Source organism: Mycoplasma sp. 2045 (genome assembly GCF_024582715.1).
Classification (GTDB): domain Bacteria; phylum Bacillota_I; class Bacilli_A; order Mycoplasmatales; family Metamycoplasmataceae; genus Mycoplasmopsis.
In genome coordinates, this window is record NZ_CP102083.1 from 617,284 (window position 1) to 637,247 (window position 19,964).

Below are 19,964 nucleotides of genomic sequence, written 5' to 3' on the forward strand. Positions count from 1 at the left end.
AAAAAGTTTTGTAGAACTATAAATCTACAAAACTTTAATACAAAATTTAAAATAAATTAATGTTATTAAAAGGATGTAAATCTATAGCACCAATGGTTAAACCAAAGAGTAGAAATCTTTTATGCTTTTCTACCAATATAGAAGTTTGCCAACCTCTATATTTCGGCTTTTATATCCTTTCAATATTCATATTTGCATGCCTGCTAGAATATTTACTTTTATTAAAAGCTCCTCTATAGTATTTATTACATAACAGATTTCATTTTTAATGTAATCTGTTATGTTTTTGTTAACAGAATACACCAAATTAAACGTTAATATGAAATCAACGAATATTGGTGATATTAATAATTCTGTTTTTCTGCATTTTCATTTTTTTATTATAAACCATAATATTGATTTATTTTTAAAAATTAAAATATTTTTATATATGTGAGTAGGGCATGAATAAAAAATAGCATTACTAAACTGGGACACAAAATATGGACAAAACCGTACTTTGTGTTTTTTATATTAAGGAGTTATTATGAAACAACTAAAACAAGAACAATGACTAGAACTTTTTTCAGATTATGATGATTATAAGAAGGGTTTAATGTCAAGAAATGATTTCGAAATTAAATACCGAACGATAAAAGGTGTTAGCTTTTTTGACAAAAAATCTACATATTCGAAGAGAAATTTTTTAGAGAAATATAAAAGATATAATTTAGGAATGACAAATCTAATATCGCAAACAGGTAAATCTCCTAAAAAGGGCAAAGGAACAGGGAGACCTAAAAAATTCAAAGTTACACCAATGGATATTGTTAAAAAGAATGAGAAAAATGCCAAAAGAACAATTGATTGAAATTTTGGAAATTTTTAAAGATTCATTCGATAGGAATAACTTTGATGTTGATATATCTAAAATTAAAAAACTTCTGTTTCAACTAGGAAATTAGCAATCATATTTAACAAATCAAAATCAACAATTCATAATTGAAAAACTAAAGAAAAAAATCTAGAACCCAAAAAGTGATCATAGAAATGATGAATTAATATTAGAGGCATTTAAAAAGAATAAATGTCTATTTGGAAGAAAAAGATTAGAACATTACATCAAACAAAAATATCAAATTTTGCTTAATTATAGGACTATTGGTAGAATTATGAATAGATTGCAATTACATTGTTTAATTAGAAGAAAGAAAAAGGATAGAGAAAGAAAAACACAAATGTTAAATTTGGAGACCTCGTAAAACGTGATTACAATGGAGAAACCAACCAAATAATCGCAACAGATGTTACATATATTACAGCACCAAAAGATTGTGAAAACAATTTTGTTTTTTGTCAATTGCCATTGACCACAAAAGTAAATTTATTGTAAATTACAATTTGTCAAAAGAAATGATTTAGATTTAGTTATGAAACACATGTCAAAAATAAAATTGGACAAGCAATGAATAGCACATTCAGATCATGGTTTCCAATATTCATCTAAAGATTATTTGCAAACAATATCTAAAAATAATGGCGTTATTTCAATGGGGAGAGTTGGCAACTCGCTAGACAACAGAGAAGCAGAATATTTCTTTTCAATTTTAAAATCTGAATGTTTAAAATTAATTGATATAACCCAGATAACTTTTGATGATCTTAGCAAAATAATTAATGAGTTTATTTTTTGATACAATAATGGAAGAATTCAATCAAAATTAGATTGAAAAACACCCCAACAACATTGAGGTGTTATTATGTCTAATTAAACCTTCTGTCCACTTTTAGTGTCCCAGTTTATTACTGCTACTTTTTACAATTTGTTAACTTCAATGATTGCTGAATATTTTTTATTTTTAACCAATTCAATAACCTTGAAGCTAATTTCGTCTTCGATAGTGAATTTTGTTGATTTAAGTAGTTTAGTTGAATTTGTCTTAGTTAATAAATAAGTTTTCAAGTCCATAGCTTTTTCATCATCGCTTATAAGTTCTTCATCAATCTCGAGTTGCTTAATTAAATCAGACATTTTAACGTTTGAATGAGCTTTAGCTCTTTCAAGTGAAATTTCATAAATTTGTTCATCGTCATCGTATTCATCATAGATTTCTCCAATGATTTCTTCAATGATGTCTTCAATTGTAATGATACCTAAAACATCTGTAGAGTTATTGTTTTCAACAACAAAAGCCATTTGAGCTCTTGCTGCTCTCATTTTTTCAAGAGCACTTGAAAGAATTGAGTTAGCTGAAATGCTTGGAACTTGTTTCATATAATTAATCACTTTACCTTTTTTAAGTGAGAATATGTCTTTTAATAAAACAATTCCGATAAGTTGTCCATCTTTTTCAATTGGTAATCTTGAATAGTTTGTATCCTTGAATATTTCAATCGCTTCTGCTACACTAGCTTTATAAGAAATGTAAGTTACATCTTTTAATCTAATGTAGTGTTGTGCAACTTTTGTTGAGTCTAAATCTAAAGCATTTTGAGCCAAAATACTTTCTCCGGTTTGCAGCACCCCTTCTTCGTTAGCGAGTGCTAGCATTGATTTAATGTCACTTTCTGAGTTTGTAACATAAACATTTTTGCTAAGTTTGCTAATAAAGAAAGTGATTGGGAAGAATATTCAGAACATTAGTTCATTGAATAAACAGAAAACTTTTAAGTATCTAATTGGATTATTTTTAGCAATTAATTTAGGTGTTATTTCACCAAATAATACTAAGATTGGAGTAACTACTAATGTCGAAATAATAACAACAAGTGAGTCATTATCAGAAAGATATTTTGATAAAACATAAGACATTGTAGCTGATGAAGCTACGTTAACTAAGTTGTTACCAATTAAAATGGTACTTAGAATTTGATTGTATTTTTTAACTTGCTTGTCAATTAACTTTCCAAATCTATGTTCGTTTTCAACTAATTCATAAACTTTAGCAGGCGAAACTGTTGAGTAAGCAGTTTCGCTTCCACTAAAGATACTACTTAAAATAAATAATATAAGCATAACTATGCATAAAACAATTGTAATTACTGTTTTACTATCCATAGTACACCTCTAAAGAATTATTTTTGTGGTTCCTATAATAACTGGAGTCCATTAAAATCCACCTCTTTCAATCGTCATATCGTCTAAAAATTGTACATACTTACCTGTGTAAATTAAAGTTGCTTGGCCAGGTTCACCATTACGGTTTTTAGCAACTGATAGAGTCACAGGGATTGATTCGAATTTTTTAACTTCGTCATCATCACTGTGTGCTGATTTTTTAAGTTTCTTTCTACTTAAGAAAATAACAATGTCAGCATCTTGCTCAATTGATCCGGATTCTCTAAGGTCGCTTAATTGTGGACGCTTGTCTTCGCGATTTTCAACACTTCTGGATAACTGTGATAGAGCAATAATTGGAATTTTAAGCTCTAGAGCAAGGGTTTTTAGTGAACGTGAAATCATTGCAACTTCGTTTTGTCTATTTCCTGTTGCTTGATTTCCTCCTGAAATCAATTGTAAATAGTCAATTACAATTAAGTCCACTTTGTTTGTGTTTTTAATTAAATGTTTGATTTTGAAAATGATTTCATTAATTTTTGATTTAGGATCATCATCAAATCAAATTTGATTTTCATCAGGTGTTCTTTGCATACTTGAAACAACGTGATGAATTTTCATTAAATCTTCATAATTGTTTTTTAAGAGTTTGATATTTTGCAATTTGTACATATCTATTAGCGTAGAAGTTGCTAAATATCTAGTTGTTAGTTCTGATGTAGGCATCTCAAGAGAAATAAAAGCTACATTTTTTGGTTTACCATCTTTCATTCCTTTTTCAATAATGTTTCTTGCAATGTTTAATGCAAGCGCGGTTTTCCCAACCCCTGGACGAGCAGCTAAAATAATCAGCTGACCAGGTTTAAATCCTTTAACATATTTATCAATTGCATTGAATTCTGTAAGAAGAGCTTTTTCTTCATTTTCATCATTCTTAAGGCGACTAAAGTATTTCTCAAGAGCGCTTTCAAGTGAAATAAATTCACTATTTTTGATTGATAAATTATTACTGCTAATAATGAAGTTTTCAACATCAGTAACAATGTCTTCTCAAGTGATTTTAGGATTTTGCCCTAATACAGCTAAATAATTACTAAAGAAAGCTTCTGCTTGTCTTCTTTTGTGAAGTTCAATTAACTTTTCAACATTTGGTAAAAAGTTTTCATCTGAAGACAGTGTTGAAACAACTTTGTTTAATGTTTCAATTGATAAAGGAGCTCATTCAAGACTTGGGTTTTGAGCTTTGAATTTAGGTATTTCGTTTAAAAGTGTGTTGTAATCAAAAATGTAATTTTGATTAGTCTCACTTGCTTTTCTAGTTTTTAAAAATCTAAATAATGTAGAGTATTCAAGGTTGAAAAATGCTTCAGGGACAAGGTAGTCTAAACCAAGAGATTGTTTTTCAGTATCATTAATTATCGTACTTAAAACTTGTCTTTCGATTTTTTCATCTTTGTACAAAGTATTTGCTAAAGGACGAATTATTGTTTCAACTCACTTGTATAAAGAGTTTTGATTGTTTCTATTATTTCTTAACATTTTTAATTTTAATTTCCACTCTTAAAGTTGCTTTTATATCTTTGTATAAAACAATTTCAACATCGTGCAATCCTTCTGAAACTAAATGCACTTTTTGGATTGAATGTTTTGGTAACTTGTACCCTAATGAAGTTAATTTTTTATCAACATCTTTTGTAGATACTGAACCGTGTACATTTAAATTAGAATTCCCATCAATATTAGCTTCTAAAGTAAATTCTAATCTTAACTCTTCTAATTTTTCTTTAAGTCTTAAAGCACCTGTTCTTTTTTCATGTTCATCAGCTGATAAATCATCTAATCTTCTTTGTAATTGTCTTACAGTTTGTTCATTGTATGGAACTCCAAAACCATTTTTAACTAAGTAGTTTGAACCATAACCATTTGATACTTCGATAACTGTGTTAGCTTTTCCATCTTTACAATCTTTAATTAGTATAACTTTCATCTTTTAACTCTCTTTCTGTTGTTGTTATTGCGTGGTGCACATTGTTAACAAATGTTTCTAATTCCTCATTTGAAATAGCGGCAGCTGTTCCAAAGTGTCCACCTCCACCAACTTGCTCAGTAATAATCTGAACATTTGTATTTATACCTCTAGCACTAAGTTTGTATAAGTTTGTTCCCTTAAGTCTTGCAATAACGAAGGAAGCAACTCTACCTTTTGTTTTAAGAAGTTCATTAGCAGCCATTGAAATAACGTCAGCTTCAACTTCGATTGGAGAATATGCTAAGTAGTAACCTTTTTTAACTTCTTGTGCATTTTCTAAAATAGTATTAATTTGTTCTTTTGTTGTTTCATCAATTTTAAGAATTTCGCTTCCTTCAACTACATTTGCACCTTTTGATTGCAACCAAGCACTTGCTTGGAATGTTCTAGCTGAGACTGATTTAGTAAATTGCACTGTATCAACTAAAATACCACCCAAAAGTAATTGAGCACATAATGGCGAGAATTTTCATTCCCTATCTGTAAGCATAAAAATTTCAGTAACAATTTCTGAAGCTGAAGAAGCTGTTGTTTCAACATAAATATTTGTAACAGGACAATAATCAATTTGCTTTCCAACTCTGTGGTGGTCAAATACGAAAATATTTTCCCTGTCTGCATTTAAAATAGCATCCTTATTATCTGTACGACCTGGATCTGAATTATCTACAAACACAACTAATGTGTTTAAATCTGTTAATTTTGACGCTTTATTTGCGCTTATGATAATTTTTTCTAAGTTTAAATCTGTATCTTCATAAACATTGTTTTTGTAACTAAGTTCATTTCTAAAATATGTTGTAGTCATATCGAATGATTCAGCACATATGTAAGCTTTCTTACCTCTTTGATGAGCTAAATATGCAATTCCATATGATGAACCTAATGAATCCATATCTGCTGATTTATGTCCATAAACAATAACTTTTGTAATTTGGTCGCTATCAAGTTTTTTAAGAAACTCATCTGAAATTTTCTTAATTTTAGTCATATTATTGTTAGACACAATTTCGATATTTGAACCATAATAAATTGCAGTTTCGGTATCACTGAAAATCGCAACCTGGTCTCCTCCACGGTTTTGAGCTTGAACTAAAGCTTTTTTAGCTTGCTCTAATTTTTCTTTAAGCGAGCTTCAACCTCTAGCAAACCCAACACTAAGCGAAAGTTTACCAATTGATGTGTCTGGAACATTCTTTTTAATATTTGTAAATAAAGAAAACTTATCTTTAGACATATTGTAAAGTGAAACCTGGTCTGTAATAACAATGAACTTACCATTTGTATATTGTCTATAAATTAAGTTGTATTCTTTTGAATATTCATTGAATGTATCAATAATTGTTTTATTAACTAAGTAAAGTTGCTCTTCAGATAAGATTGATTGATACATTTGGTAGTTATCAATTTCAATTTCACCAATAACAGTTTTTTGGTCATGAACTTCATTTTTAAATAAAGTTTCAGTTGTAATATCACGAATAATTATGATGTTTGATAATGGTCAGAATTGAGCTTCATAAATGTTTTTATTATTTTCAAACTCAATTTTAGTTTGATTCATATCAAGCTCTAAAAATTCTTTGTTATCTGAAATTGTTGTAAAGAATGTCTTAATGTGAATATCAATAAAATCTTTGTGAAACTTGTTTTTGATAAAGTTGCTTGCTCAAATAATTTTATGTTCAGCATTGTAAATAACAAATCCGATGTTATTACTTGACATAATATCTTCAGTAAATGAATCAAAAGAGTTTTTAACAATGTTTCTTGACCTTGCAAAAATCTTTGTAATTCAAACTAGTGTAATTGCTAGTGATGCAAAAACTAAAATCATTGCGACAATAACTAAACCAATTTCTCAAGTTAATGCAGTTGCTTCGTTATTTTTTACTAAAATTGCAGTTAGCAAAATAAACAGAATTACAAAAACTACGCATAAACACGAAAGTAAGCTTATTTTGTATTTTGTTTTCATTCAAATCCTTTTTGTTTGTGTTGTAAAAATTTAAATATTTGATATTTAAATTATATAAGTTTTGCAGAAATTGTTATCAATATGTTTTATTACACCGAAAATATCTACAGGAATATGATAAATAAAACAAAAACTCACAATTAATGTGAGTGATTGTGTGTATGGAATGAAAGAATTAATGCAGCAAAGATTACACCAATAAATAAGAATGCAAGGATGAAATATCATTTTTTCTTTGACATATGTGAATGATAAAACTCAGGAATAAACTCAATTAAAGTAGTGAAAATGAAAATTCCTGCGATTGCTGACATCATCATTCCTTTTAGTATTCAGTTTTTCTCAATTGCTGCACCTGCATAGCAACCAATTAACATAAATGGTAAAAATAATGAAAGCCCTAAAAATGATAATAACAATGATTGAATTCTTGAGTATCCTGCTTCTCTAAGTCTGAAATAGAAGATTGTTTCTTCAGGGATTAAGTGTAAAACTAAAGAAGCAAAATAAGCCATAGTAAGTGAGTTTTCGTGACCGTTTGCTGCTAAATTTAAGTTGTATCCTAATAATAATCCTTCCGGAATTCTGTGAGTTAAAAGTAGTAATAAAGCAATAACTTTTAATTTATTTGACGCTGAATTAATCGCTTCTTGTTCAGCTTTAACAATTGACTCATCATTTGAAAAGATGTAATCAGGATGATAATGAACGTGTCTTGAGTTATCATAATTTTTACTTTGTCTTAAAAATATATTTTGATTTTTATTATATTTCTTAACTTCGTAAAAATGTTCTGAATGTGGGTGTGAGAAATCAAAATCATCGTGTTCGTGTCCATCACCGTGATCGTGGTCGTGAACAAATGCATTTAACTTTTTATTATTTGATTTTTTAAGTTTTTTATTAATTTGATAAGTAATTGCATACTTAAGCGTGAAAGAAAATAAGATACCTACAGCAAGACCGACAACTACGACTAAAATGCTATACCCATAGACGTTTACATTGTCTGTTCATGCGCCTTGATTCGCTAATTCAAGCGATTCTCTTAAAAAACCAAATGTAGCTAATACTAAGAAAAAACCTGTTGAAAAAGAGTATAAATAAAATGACAGATTTTTTCAACCATTCTTACTTAATTTAATAAGTGGAAAAATGAATGAAAGAATAGTTGGTATAGCTAATAAGCAAAGTAATGTGACAAGTATTAGAATGAAGTAAGATAACCCTTCATTACCTGTGCTTAATTTGAGGGTTTCGAAAAAATCTCTAATTATTTGCATTATTCTTCAGTTTCGATGTTATGGTAAACATCTTGAACGTCATCATCCTCTTTTAATTTGTCTGCAAATTCTAATAATTTGTCTTTCTTTTCTTGATCATATTCTACATACATATCTGGCACATATGTTACTTCACATTGGATAAAGTCAATTTGACCGAATTTATCTTCAATTGCATTTTTTAAATCTGTGAAGTTTTCAGGTAATGTAGTTAATACAAATGATTCATCATATGTTTCAACATCTTCTGAACCATTTTCAAGTGCAACTTCCATTAAATCATCTTCATTAACTAATTCTTTAGCAATTTCAATGATTCCTAATTTTCTAAATGGATATGGAATTTGACCTGTTTTACCTAATGTAGCATTTTGTTTGTTAAAGTATGACTGAATATTTGATTTAACTCTGTTAAGGTTGTCTGATAATGTAACAACAATAAATGTTGCTCCTCCACCTACAGTAGCGTTAAAAACAGTTTCGATAAATGCGTTTGCATTTTTATCTCCAGCTGCTTTAGCAATTGCTCTTTCAATGTTGTCTTTTGGCATATTTTTTGATTTAGCTTTAGCAATTGCTAATTTTAAAGCTGGGTTAGTATCAGGATCTGCTCCTAACCTTGCTGCAACAAAGATTTCTTTAGATAATTTTTGAAAAATTTTTCCTCTTGCTGCATCTTGTGCACCTTTTCTATGTGCTATATTCGCTGCGTGTGAATGTCCTGCCATAATTTATCTCTCCTAATCTATATCATTTGGTTTATAAATTGAATCTCTTTTGTGTTGTGAGATTTTATGTTTATATTCAATTTTCTTAATAACTTCTTCTGGTAATACTGATTTGATTTGTTCATAGTCATTTAAGTGATCTAAATAAAAATCAAGTTGAGCATATGAGAAACCTAATTCATCTTCATCAGTTTGATTTTCTCATAATCCTGCTGATGGAGCTTTGTCAATAATTTCACTTGGTACATTTTGAAGTGAAGCCAAAAATCTAACTTCACCTTTTGTAAGATGACAAATCGGAAGTAAATCAACTCCTCCATCACCATACTTTGTGAAGTAACCAATGAATGTTTCATCTTTATTATCTGTTCCTAACACAAGTAAATTATTTTCTTGAGCTAGAGCATATAAAGTTGTCATTCTTAAACGTGGTTTAATGTTAGCAACTGCTAATTGATTTTTAACATTAACTTGCTTGCTTAAAGCGTTAAAAGCATCAGTTAAATCAATGTACTCAAATTTATCATCAAACTTTTCTTCAAGTTTTTTAATATGTTCTAAATCACTTTGTAACATTCCATTGACTGACATCACAACTCCCTTAACTTTTAAAGGAAGTTGTTTTGCTATTGCATACACAAGTGAAGAATCAATCCCTCCACTCATGCCTACAATAAAACCATAGCAATTAGCTTCTTTTGCTTTTGTTACTAAAAAGTCTTTAATAACTTTAACATAAGCTAATCCATTTTCTTTGTCATAATATGGTTTGTTATCTTTGTAAAATGTAATCTTACCCATATTGCCTCTTTATTAACTAAATTGAATATTTTTAACAAAATATTAATTGTAAAAATATACTTAATTTTACCATAACAATCTAAAAAATAAACTGAATATATTACTTTTTAATTGTTTAAAATTCAACATACTTGTTTTTTATGGTCATATCAAAAATGAACGAATTCAGTCTCTAGTTCATAATTTGTTCTTTTTTGCATTTTTTTACTAATAAGATGAAATAATGATATTATTTAATGAATATATTTTTATATCGAGCAAAAGAAAAAAGTGTAAAAAAGGAGGAAAATAATGCAAAAAAAACAATTTTTAGTTTGAAATAACAAAAATGTGAATGTTATTTTCAAAATAGCTTTCACAGGCTTGATGTTAGCTATTTCTATTGTTTTTAGCATTATCGGAAGTTTTATTCCATTTAATTCATTTTTATCTTTCAATTTCCTTTTAATTTCAACTTTTTTAACTGCTTTTATTATCGATATTCAATATTCGTTAATAATGCTTATTTCAAACTTTTTGATAAGTCCTTTTATAACAATTAAAGCAACTACATTAGACATTGCATTTCTAGGAAACTTTATTCTTTTATTAATGCAAGGTGTCTTTGTTTTCAGTTCTTATTTATTCGGAAAATTATTATGAAAATCTAAGCTTAAAAAAGAACTTTCAATCCTTGTAATCTTAGGCATAAGTTCATTAGCAACAATTGCAATAATAACATTTTTCAATACATTTTTATTTAACTTAATTTATTTCAAATTATTCAAGCAACTAGATGCTGTTTCGCTTAATGAACTGCTTGCTAACTATGATAAAAAATTCAAAGTTTTCTTCTTTGGTATTCCAAATTACTTTGCAGGTTCTATCGCTTTATATTTATCATTTAATTTGAGCAATATTGCAATAAATTATTTTATAATTTATATATTTATTTTTACCTTATCTAAAACTAAGTTTTTAGATAACATCCTAAATAATTTCACAGTGAATAAACGTGATTAATAGAAAGGTGTTTATGTCAAAATTTAACTTTAAAGAAATTGATTCAAAGTGAAGAAAAATCTGAGCAGAAACTAATGCTTTTGAACCAAAAGATGATTTTAGTTTACCTAAAAAATATGTCTTAAGTATGTTCCCTTACCCAAGTGGAAAATTACATATGGGACACGTTCGTAATTACTCAATCGGTGATGCTGTAGCTAGATATTTTAGAAGAAAAGGTTTCAATGTCCTTCACCCATTTGGTTGAGATGCTTTTGGTTTACCTGCTGAAAATGCTGCAATCAAAAACGGAACACATCCAAAAAGCTGAACATATCAAAACATTGCATCAATGGATGATGAAATTAAAAGATTAGGAATTTCATTTGCTTGAGATTATGAAACAATCACTTGTGATGCTTCATACACAAAATGAGAACAATACATTTTCATCAAACTTTGAGAAAAAGGTTTAATTTACAAAAAGAAAAGCTCATTAAACTGATGTGAATTTGACCAAACAGTTTTAGCTAATGAACAAGTTGAAGATAACAAATGTTGAAGATGTGGAAATCAAGTTATTCAAAAAGAAATGGATACTTACTACTTAAAAATTACCGAGTATGCTGATGAATTACTTGAAGACCTTAAATCTCTTGAAGGACATTGACCTCAGCAAGTTCTTACGATGCAAAAAAATTGAATTGGTAGAACAGAAGATTACAAATTAACATTTGAATTTGCAGATAACAGTCAAAACACACTTAATGTCTATGAATCAAATTTAGATTACATTTCAAAAATTGATTATGTTGCTATCTCAAATAAACATAAATTAGTTGATACCTTAAAAGAAGCAAACTACTTTAATCAAGAAGCTTTAGACTTGCTTGAAGAAATCAATTTAAACTTTGTTAAAAAAGAATTTTCAAAGAAAATTTTTATCAAAACACCTTACACTGTTAAAAATCCTTTTGATGGTAGCTTAGTTCAAGTTATCATTACTGATTTTGCATCAAATAATCCAAACAAAGATGCAACGATCGTTTCATCAAATAATCAAACACACACCATTTTTATGGAAGTTAACGATTTAGACTTTTTAGATAATAATTTAGTTCAAGTTGAAGAAACTAAATTAACTAAAGAAGTTAAATACAACTTACGTGACTGAGGTATCTCAAGACAAAGATATTGAGGAACACCAATTCCTCTTGTGCACTGTGAAAAATGTGGAACAGTTCCTGTTTCACTTGAACAATTACCTGTTTTATTGCCTGAAGAAGTTAAGTTCACAGGTCAAGGTAATCCACTTTTAACTAATGAAGAATGAATGAATACAACTTGTCATCTTTGTGGTTCAAAAGCAACAAGAGAAACTGATACATTGGACACATTCTTTGAATCAAGTTGATATTTCTTAAGATATACTACACCATCAAACTTACGTGACGAAGTTATTTTCAAGAAAGAAAACTTAGATTACTGAAATTCAGTTGACTTATACATCGGTGGAATCGAACACGCTATCTTACACTTACTTTATGCAAGATTCTTCACCAAGTCATTATCTGACTTAGATTTAGTAAACTTTAGAGAACCATTTGCTAATTTATTAACTCAAGGTATGGTGCTTAAAGATGGTGCTAAGATGTCTAAATCAAAAGGTAATACAGTTGAACCTGGAGAAATGATTAACACCTATGGTGCTGATACAACTAGATTATTTATCTTATTTGCAGCTCCTCCTCAAAAAGAACTTGAATGAAGTGATTCAGGTGTTATTGGATGTTTTAAATTCATCAATAGACTTTACGATAGAAGTTCTGAAATTGATGTAAATTCAGACTTTAAAAACATTGACAAGTCAACCTTAAGTGCTCAAGAAAAAATTGCAAGACTCAAACTTTACCAAGGAATGCAAAAACAAAAGAACACATTTGAAAGTGATGGTAATTCATTCTCATTTAACACTTTAGTTTCTTGAACTATGGAAATTATGAATGAATATGATTCAATCACAAAACCTGAATTAATCACAGAAATGTTCTACGTTTTATTAAACATTCTTGAACCATTCATTCCACACGTTGTTTGAGAATTATCAAGCAAATACTTTGACTCAAAAAACCTATATGACTTTGCTATAGATAATTCTGCATTAGAAATGGATGAAGTAACTTATGGAATTACAGTTAATGGAAAAGTTAGAGCTGAATTAACAGTTTCAAAAACAGCACAAAAAGAAGAAGTTTTAGAAAAAGCAAAAGAACAAGTAACAAAATGATTAGAAGGTAAAGAAATCGTAAAAGAAATCTTTGTACCTGGAAAAATCGTTAACATTGTTGTAAAAGACAAATAGAAGGAGAATGATGACTTTTAATGAATATATTAAAAAAGCGAAAGCTGATAAATCAGGCTATATAACATTCTTTGAAACACCAGATTTTTATTCAATTCCTGGTGGTTTTATGGAAACTGAGGTTACAGAAAAAGTTCTTGTTGAAGATCTTAAAAAGAACCGTGAAGAATTACTTAAAGAATCAGGAAGAGCAGTTGTTTTATATGCTAAACCTGAATCAACAGATGAAATTGTTTATGGTAACTATGTAAAACCACTTGAAGTAATTTACAAAGCTACAACAGATTCATTTATCGTAGTTTATAAAGTTATTTCACAATTCTATTTACCTACTGGATTTAAAATGCTTGAAACTCTTCCTGAAGGAGTTCAATCACACGTTGAATATAAAGGTTTCATAGGTTCAGAAACTGGAGAAGGTGGAGCATTTGTTGACTTACCTGCTACATTATCTAAAAAAGAATTAAGGGAAGTTTATGACTACTTGCAAACTTTCTCAATTTTTGCAGGTGTCGGAATTGACCTTGAAGAAGATAAACCACAACAATTTGCCGATTCCGATTTTATTGGCTTATTCAAAACTGAACCTTTGTCAGGAAGACACTTTACATTCACAAGTATTGTTGATTTAACAAACAGATACTTTGAAGGTAGAACTGATAGATTCTCTGAAGATTATGCAAGTGCATTAATCGCTACTTTCTTAAACCACATTTCGCCTGTAGTTGTTCCAGAAAGACTTGAAATTTTCAAAGAACCATACAACAGATTTTGATACCAAACTTACTTAATTCAAGCTACTGCAAAAATTAATGAAATTCTTCAAGCAGAAACAGAATTAAAAGGTAAGATGACACAAAAATTAAGTAAGCAACAAACAGAATTCTTACTTAGAGAGAAATTAAAAGCTCTTCAAGAACAAATTAAAGAACTTAACCCATCTGCATCTGATGATGAGTATGCACAAATCATCAATTCAAAATTCAAAGACATCTTCCCTGAAAGTGTTATTAAACTTATTGATGCTGAAACTAAAAAATCAGAAGAAATGGTTCCTGTTTCTCCTGAAGCTTCAATTATCAAAACATACATTAATACTCTTAAGAAACTTCCTTGAAGAAAAGTTCAACACGAATTATTGGACATAAACAGAGTTAGAGAAGTTTTAGATAAACACCACTATGGTTTAAATGAAATTAAGCAAAGAATTATTGAATACTTAGCTGTTATTATTAAAAACAACCAAGTCAAAAAACTTGATGAAAATAAAATCAAGATTGACGATAAATTTGAAATTGACCTTTCATTATTTAAAAACAATGAAGAAACAAATACATTTAACAATGTTCCTATCTTAACTCTTGTTGGTCCTCCTGGAACAGGGAAAACGTCACTTTCAAAAGCTATCGCAAGTGCTTTAAATAGAAAATTCGTTAAAGTTTCACTTGGAGGAGTTCACGACGAAAGTGAAATTAGAGGGCACAGAAGAACTTACGTAGGAGCTATGCCTGGAAAAATCATCAAAGGAATGATGTACGCAGGAGTTTCAAACCCTGTTGTCCTTCTTGATGAGATTGATAAAATGGCATCTGATATGAAAGGTGATCCAGCAAGTGCAATGCTTGAAGTTTTAGACCCAGAGCAAAACACAAGATTCCAAGATCACTACTTAGAACACGAATACGATTTATCAAAATGTATTTTCATTGCTACAGCTAACTACTACGAAAACATACCACCTGCATTAATTGACAGGGTCGAAGTTATTGAATTATCTTCATACACATTGAGTGAAAAATTAAGCATTGCTAGAGAGCACTTAATACCAAAAGTGCTTGAGCAAGCTACTTTGGCTGAAAAATACTTCCAAATTTCAGATGATGTTCTTAAATACATCATTCAACATTACACACTTGAAGCTGGAGTCAGAGGTCTTAAACGTACATTAGATAAGATTGCTAGAAAAATAGTTGTTAAGACTTTTGACGATCCATCATTAAAAGAATATGTAATTACACTTGATAAAATCGAAGAATTACTTGGTGTAATTAAATTCAAACAAGAAGAAAAAGAAGAAGATGTTGTTCCAGGTTTAGTAACAGGATTAGCTTACACATCATTTGGTGGTTCAACATTGCCAATTGAGGTAACTACATACCCAGGCAAATCAGAAATTAAGTTAACTGGTTCACTTAAAGAAGTTATGCAAGAATCAGCTCAAATTGCTTTAACTTTTGTTAGAGCAAACGCTGAAAAATTTGGCGTTGATGAGTTTGATTTTGAAAACAATACAATTCATATTCACGTACCTGAAGGAGCAGTTCCTAAGGATGGACCTAGTGCTGGTGTAACATTTACAACTGCAATTATTTCTGCTCTTTCAAAAAGACCAGTTCCTAACACAATTGGAATGACTGGTGAAATTACATTAAGAGGAAAAGTGCTTGAAATTGGTGGATTAAAAGAAAAATCATTTGCAGCTAGCCAAAAAGGACTTGAAATGATTTTCATACCTGAAAACAATATCAAAAACTTAAAAGACATTCCTTTTGAAATTAAAGAAAACTTAACATATGTACCTGTTAAAACATATGATGAAATTTACAATGTAATTTTCAAAAGTCAAAAACCTTCTAACGAAATAAAAGCAAAATAATAAAAAATGCAAAAGCAGTTCACACAGAAAAGTTTTACATTTTTTACAATTAATTTTGTCGTTGGTATAGGTTTTATAACTACAATATCAACAATTATGAACATATCTTACTGAGGGTATCTTGTAATGATACTCTCAGCATTTATATGCTTTGGAATAATGTTGGTATTCTCTAGATTATCAAATCAATATAATGATCACTACGGTGGTTCGTATGCTTACGCAAGACATTTAGATGATGATGTTGTTGATGGTAAATTAACAAAATCAAAAAAACGCGGTCTTAGAAATCTTGTTTTCTTCATCGGATGAAACCAATTTATTCAAACACCACTTTTATCAGCAATTGCACCTTTATTCCTAGCTGATGTTGTTGAAATAATACTACCTAAACCAGAAGAATTTCCTCAACACAACTTAGTTATGTGAATAGTTAGAGGGATTTCAATCTTACTATTCATTTCCATAATTGCTATTTCAACAATTGGATTAAAAACAAATAAGAAAATTATTTTCATTGCCTCATTATTTAAATGAATAATACTTATCTTAGCCATCTTTGTAATGTTAGTCGCTGTTTCAAAGGAAGCTACATTACCTGACTCAGCTACATACAAAAAAGTTACACCTCAATTAATTATCGCTGATGTTCTTTTATTTATGTATGCTTTTGCAGGAACTGAAGATGTTGCTGCTATGGCTAAAGATGTTAAGTTCAAGAGTTTTAGAAAAATATTATTAACATCATTAGCTTTCATATTTGGATTTTATCTAATATTCTTTTCACTCTATTTATTCTTACCAAACTCATTAAAAGTAACTAATGGAGATAGTTCGAACGAAATTTCAAAAATCTACACCTATGGATTAGGTGCATTTGGAGTCTCTATCTTCATTATTGGATTATTATGTAATGATTTAGGATTTAGAATTTTTCAAACGGTTGCGACTGCTAGAAAACTTGTTCCTCTTTCTCAAGATGGTTACTTATTCAATTCATTGCATCATAAAAATAAAAAGGGCGAATTTAAAAATGCAATCGTTTTCTCTACAGTTATAATAATGATTTCAATGATTACATTATGACTTGTTCCTACTATATTCTTAGATAAAGAATATAGTGATGAGTTCTTTAAAGCAACAATTATAACCAGTTCAATTGCATTATTAATTGAAGACTTAATCACATTCTTTATAGCATTCAGATTAGCTGCAAAGAAAAGAATTTCAAAAATACCTGTTTGAGAAAAAACTATTTACATTATTGATATTTGTATAATGTCATTTATCTTATTAATCACATTCTTCCCTTGAATTTTAAGTGGCCAATGAGAATTCAAAAATACAGTATCAATTATCATTTACGTAGTATTTATTGGGGTTGGTTTTGCACTAAAACTTCTCAATAAATACAAACACAAATTCAAAATTTACAATAAATGAATTGCTAAGCACAATAAGCAATTTGATAATTTAATTTTTATAAAAAATAAATAACCAACTTCTGTAGCTGGTTATTTTTTAATAATTATTTTTAATACGGTCGTAGTTCTTTTGATTTTTAAGAACATATGCATCATATAAATCTTCATATGTAAACCCTAACATTACAAATGAACCCAATGCAACTTGAAACGCGTGTTCGATATTTGATTTATTAACTTTTTTCATTATGTTTGCTAATGAAATAAATAAATGTTGGAATTGAATGTTTATATCCTGGTTAATTATTTTTGGTTCTATTTCAGGTAGAACATCAAATTTATAAGCAAAATTAACTAAGAAATGGATTAAATCAGCAAATTCTTCAGTTACAGCTAATTTATTTACATTCTTTTGTGATTTTCAATATTTAAAACTTTGAACTTCATTTACATATTCAGCAGCTTCAATTAAAAGCGCTAGAGTTTTTTGAACTATAAAGTCTTCTTTGTTAAATGTTGGATTAAGACTTAAACTTTTTTCTCTGATTTTATTATCCAATTCTTTTTGCATCTCAAATATCTTTATTAAATTCATGTTCTAATTATATTACAAAAAAATGTTTGTATATTTAAACTTTTACAGCTTGCAGACTGTGCTTTTAGTTTTTGAGAAGTTAAATAAAAAATCAGAGAACTGAATCTCCGATTTTCAAATTATTCGTTTACGAAGTCTTCTTCATAATCATCATCAGATGCATATGAATCTTCAAATGAGTTTTGTAATTCTTCGTTTTCTTGTGCTAAGTCACTTAAAACCTGAGTTTCCAAGTTAAAAAGGGATAAAAAACGAAAACACCTACAAATAAGGCGTTTTCGTTTTTTGTTATTTTTAATTACAATGATAGATTTTCTATAACAAATGAAAAATCTTTATATATTTTGTTTAATTCATAATGGTTTGGATCTAAATTATTAATAATTTCACCAACAACTTTACCATTCACAGTTTTAGTTGTTATTGTTATAAGTTTTAAGGCATCCACAAACATATTCATAGTTACCTTTTGAATTTCACCATTATCTTCATAGAACTTTTTGAGTTTGTAAATTGAGTATTTTAAAACAATCAACGCTAAGAAACATAAGAAAACATGCGCTTGAATGTGAGAATCTTTATGAACAAACATTGGTCTAACTTCAAGCGAAGATTTCAATGTTCTAAAATCTTCTTCAATTTTTCATTGTTGTCTATAAATTTCATTAGCTCTTTGTGCTGTTAAATTAGGTATGTTGGTTTCAATCATATAGAAACCATCTTGATCAGCTATTTTTTTAATTTTAGAGTAATTTAATTTGGCAATTGTTTTGCCTTCAACATCCATATATTTTTTCTTGTATTCTGGAACAAGATCACTTAAGCAAATTACATTATTAATTGATTTTTTCTCATATTTTGCTATCGAAAAAGCTCTTTTTATTCTGTCAAGCTTTTCTTTTGCTGGGCTAAAGTAAACTATTTGTTTTCTAAGAGTTTGATTAAATCTTTTCCTTTTTCTATTGTTTGCTCAAACAGATTCCACAAATCTGCTTTTTGAAAACATTTCATGTTCCAACATATAATCTTTATCTTCGATGATGAATCTTTTATCTGCTTCGCTAAGGTTATTGATACGTTTTTGGACGATGTATTTATAGCCTTTCTGTTCTAAAAATCTTAAGTTAGCATTTTGACTAATTCCTCTGTCGGCAATGATTGTTATGTCTTTAATCTTGTAAATTCTTTCCATTTCAATTAAAAACTTAATTAAAGTTTGTGAATCGGCAGTATTTCCTTCAAAAATTTTGTAATGAAAAGGTATTCCATTATTGTCTGTCGCCATTGCTATTACAATTTGGTCTTCATCATGCTTGCCGTCTTTTGAAAAACCTTTTTGTCTTACGCCTTTTCTTGAAAAACTTTCAAAATAAACAGTTGTATTGTCAAAGTGTAATTGTTTACTGTTTCTATTAGTTAATTCTTGTAATTTATTGTAAAGATTGAATAAAATAGTTTCTTTGTTTGTTAAAAAAGTATCAAAATAGTTATAAATTGATGATTTTTTAATTTCAACATTGTGTAAAAAATCGTTTTTGTTTTTATATTGACAAATGTAGCTTCTTGGAAAAATAATTCTGGTTCCAATGACAAATTCAAGAACTTCTTCTAATGATTTGTGTTTGCTTTTTGGCAATGAACTGAATAAATCTAGTTCTTTGATAATTTTGTAAATTAAATCAATTCCAACATTTTTAACATTGGTTTCAACAGATGTTGGCTCTAACAATTCAAAAATTTGCTCTTTGCTTCAACTTTGTTGTTTGTGAATGGAACTAATTTTGCGATTGCCTTTAAATCATCAATGTTTTGCAAAGAATATTTATCTTTGATTTCGTCTCAATAGCCTAGACCAACTAAATCACCAATTCCTTTACCATAACCTTTTGAAATCCCAATTGCTAAATAGATGCCTTTAGGGTTGTTTCTTTTATATAAAATGTAATTGCTCATGCTTTAATTATACACTATTATCATTGTAATCATTGTAAAAAATAAAAATTTTTGATTTTTTACTTATATACATAGTATATAAGTAGAGTTTAAAAATTATAAAAAATGAGCTTCCTACTTGGAAACTCAGGTTTAAA

At 28.7% G+C, this 19,964-nt stretch carries 12 protein-coding genes, 2 pseudogenes and 1 riboswitch; of the genes and pseudogenes, 5 read left to right on the forward strand and 9 right to left on the reverse strand.

Annotation, left to right across the window (positions count from 1 at the left end):
• Positions 1-76: 76 nt before the first annotated feature.
• Positions 77-244: riboswitch (Lysine riboswitch) on the reverse strand.
• 282 nt (positions 245-526) lie between these two features.
• Positions 527-1,751: pseudogene (locus NPA13_RS03095) on the forward strand (IS3 family transposase).
• 44 nt (positions 1,752-1,795) lie between these two features.
• On the opposite strand, the gene NPA13_RS02530 reads toward NPA13_RS03095, so the two are convergent.
• From NPA13_RS02530 to nadE, 7 genes are all read right to left on the reverse strand, one after another.
• Positions 1,796-3,037: a CNNM domain-containing protein gene (locus NPA13_RS02530; RefSeq protein ID WP_257088912.1), complete on the reverse strand. Its 1,242-nt coding sequence runs from the start codon at positions 3,035-3,037 to the stop codon at positions 1,796-1,798.
• Positions 3,038-3,088: 51 nt separating this feature from the next.
• Complete coding sequence (locus NPA13_RS02535; RefSeq protein WP_257088914.1) at positions 3,089-4,576, reverse strand: DnaB-like helicase C-terminal domain-containing protein; 1,488 nt, start codon at positions 4,574-4,576, stop codon at positions 3,089-3,091.
• Positions 4,563-5,024: a 50S ribosomal protein L9 gene (gene rplI, locus NPA13_RS02540; RefSeq protein WP_257088916.1), complete on the reverse strand. Its 462-nt coding sequence runs from the start codon at positions 5,022-5,024 to the stop codon at positions 4,563-4,565. The genes NPA13_RS02535 and rplI overlap by 14 nt, the downstream gene beginning before the upstream one ends.
• Complete coding sequence (locus NPA13_RS02545; protein WP_257088918.1) at positions 5,005-7,044, reverse strand: DHH family phosphoesterase; 2,040 nt, start codon at positions 7,042-7,044, stop codon at positions 5,005-5,007. The genes rplI and NPA13_RS02545 overlap by 20 nt, the downstream gene beginning before the upstream one ends.
• A 140-nt stretch (positions 7,045-7,184) precedes the next feature.
• Positions 7,185-8,327, reverse strand: a complete 1,143-nt coding sequence (locus NPA13_RS02550) for a ZIP family metal transporter (protein ID WP_257088920.1) — start codon at positions 8,325-8,327, stop codon at positions 7,185-7,187.
• A complete protein-coding gene (locus tag NPA13_RS02555) occupies positions 8,327-9,055 on the reverse strand; it encodes a YebC/PmpR family DNA-binding transcriptional regulator (RefSeq protein WP_257088921.1) in 729 nt (242 codons plus the stop codon). The genes NPA13_RS02550 and NPA13_RS02555 overlap by 1 nt, the downstream gene beginning before the upstream one ends.
• Positions 9,056-9,067: 12 nt before the next feature.
• A complete protein-coding gene (gene nadE, locus NPA13_RS02560; protein ID WP_257088923.1) occupies positions 9,068-9,856 on the reverse strand; it encodes an NAD(+) synthase in 789 nt (262 codons plus the stop codon).
• A gap of 291 nt (positions 9,857-10,147) precedes the next feature.
• On the opposite strand from nadE, the gene NPA13_RS02565 reads away from it, so the two are divergent.
• Genes NPA13_RS02565 through NPA13_RS02580 form a run of 4 tightly spaced genes read left to right on the forward strand, consistent with a single transcriptional unit; the run spans position 10,148 to position 17,352 of the window.
• The gene (locus NPA13_RS02565; protein WP_257088925.1) at positions 10,148-10,858 is read left to right on the forward strand and encodes an MPN527 family putative ECF transporter permease subunit; all 711 of its coding nucleotides are present in this window, start codon (positions 10,148-10,150) and stop codon (positions 10,856-10,858) included.
• A gap of 13 nt (positions 10,859-10,871) precedes the next feature.
• Entirely contained in the window at positions 10,872-13,199 is a 2,328-nt protein-coding gene (locus tag NPA13_RS02570; RefSeq protein WP_257088927.1) for a leucine--tRNA ligase, read from the forward strand.
• Positions 13,200-13,206: 7 nt separating this feature from the next.
• Positions 13,207-15,855, forward strand: a complete 2,649-nt coding sequence (gene lon, locus NPA13_RS02575) for an endopeptidase La (protein ID WP_373457113.1) — start codon at positions 13,207-13,209, stop codon at positions 15,853-15,855.
• Between the two features lie 6 nt (positions 15,856-15,861).
• Positions 15,862-17,352, forward strand: a complete 1,491-nt coding sequence (locus tag NPA13_RS02580) for an APC family permease (RefSeq protein ID WP_257088928.1) — start codon at positions 15,862-15,864, stop codon at positions 17,350-17,352.
• Between the two features lie 24 nt (positions 17,353-17,376).
• Here the strand turns inward: NPA13_RS02580 and NPA13_RS02585 are convergent, their stop codons facing one another.
• Together NPA13_RS02585 and NPA13_RS02590 are read right to left on the reverse strand one after the other, a co-directional pair.
• Positions 17,377-17,874 carry a dUTP diphosphatase gene (locus NPA13_RS02585; RefSeq protein ID WP_257088930.1) on the reverse strand — a complete coding sequence of 166 codons (498 nt, stop codon included), beginning with the start codon at positions 17,872-17,874 and terminating at the stop codon, positions 17,377-17,379.
• A 298-nt stretch (positions 17,875-18,172) separates the two neighbouring features.
• Positions 18,173-19,827, reverse strand: a pseudogene (locus NPA13_RS02590) (IS1634 family transposase).
• Between the last annotated feature and the right edge of the window lie 137 nt (positions 19,828-19,964).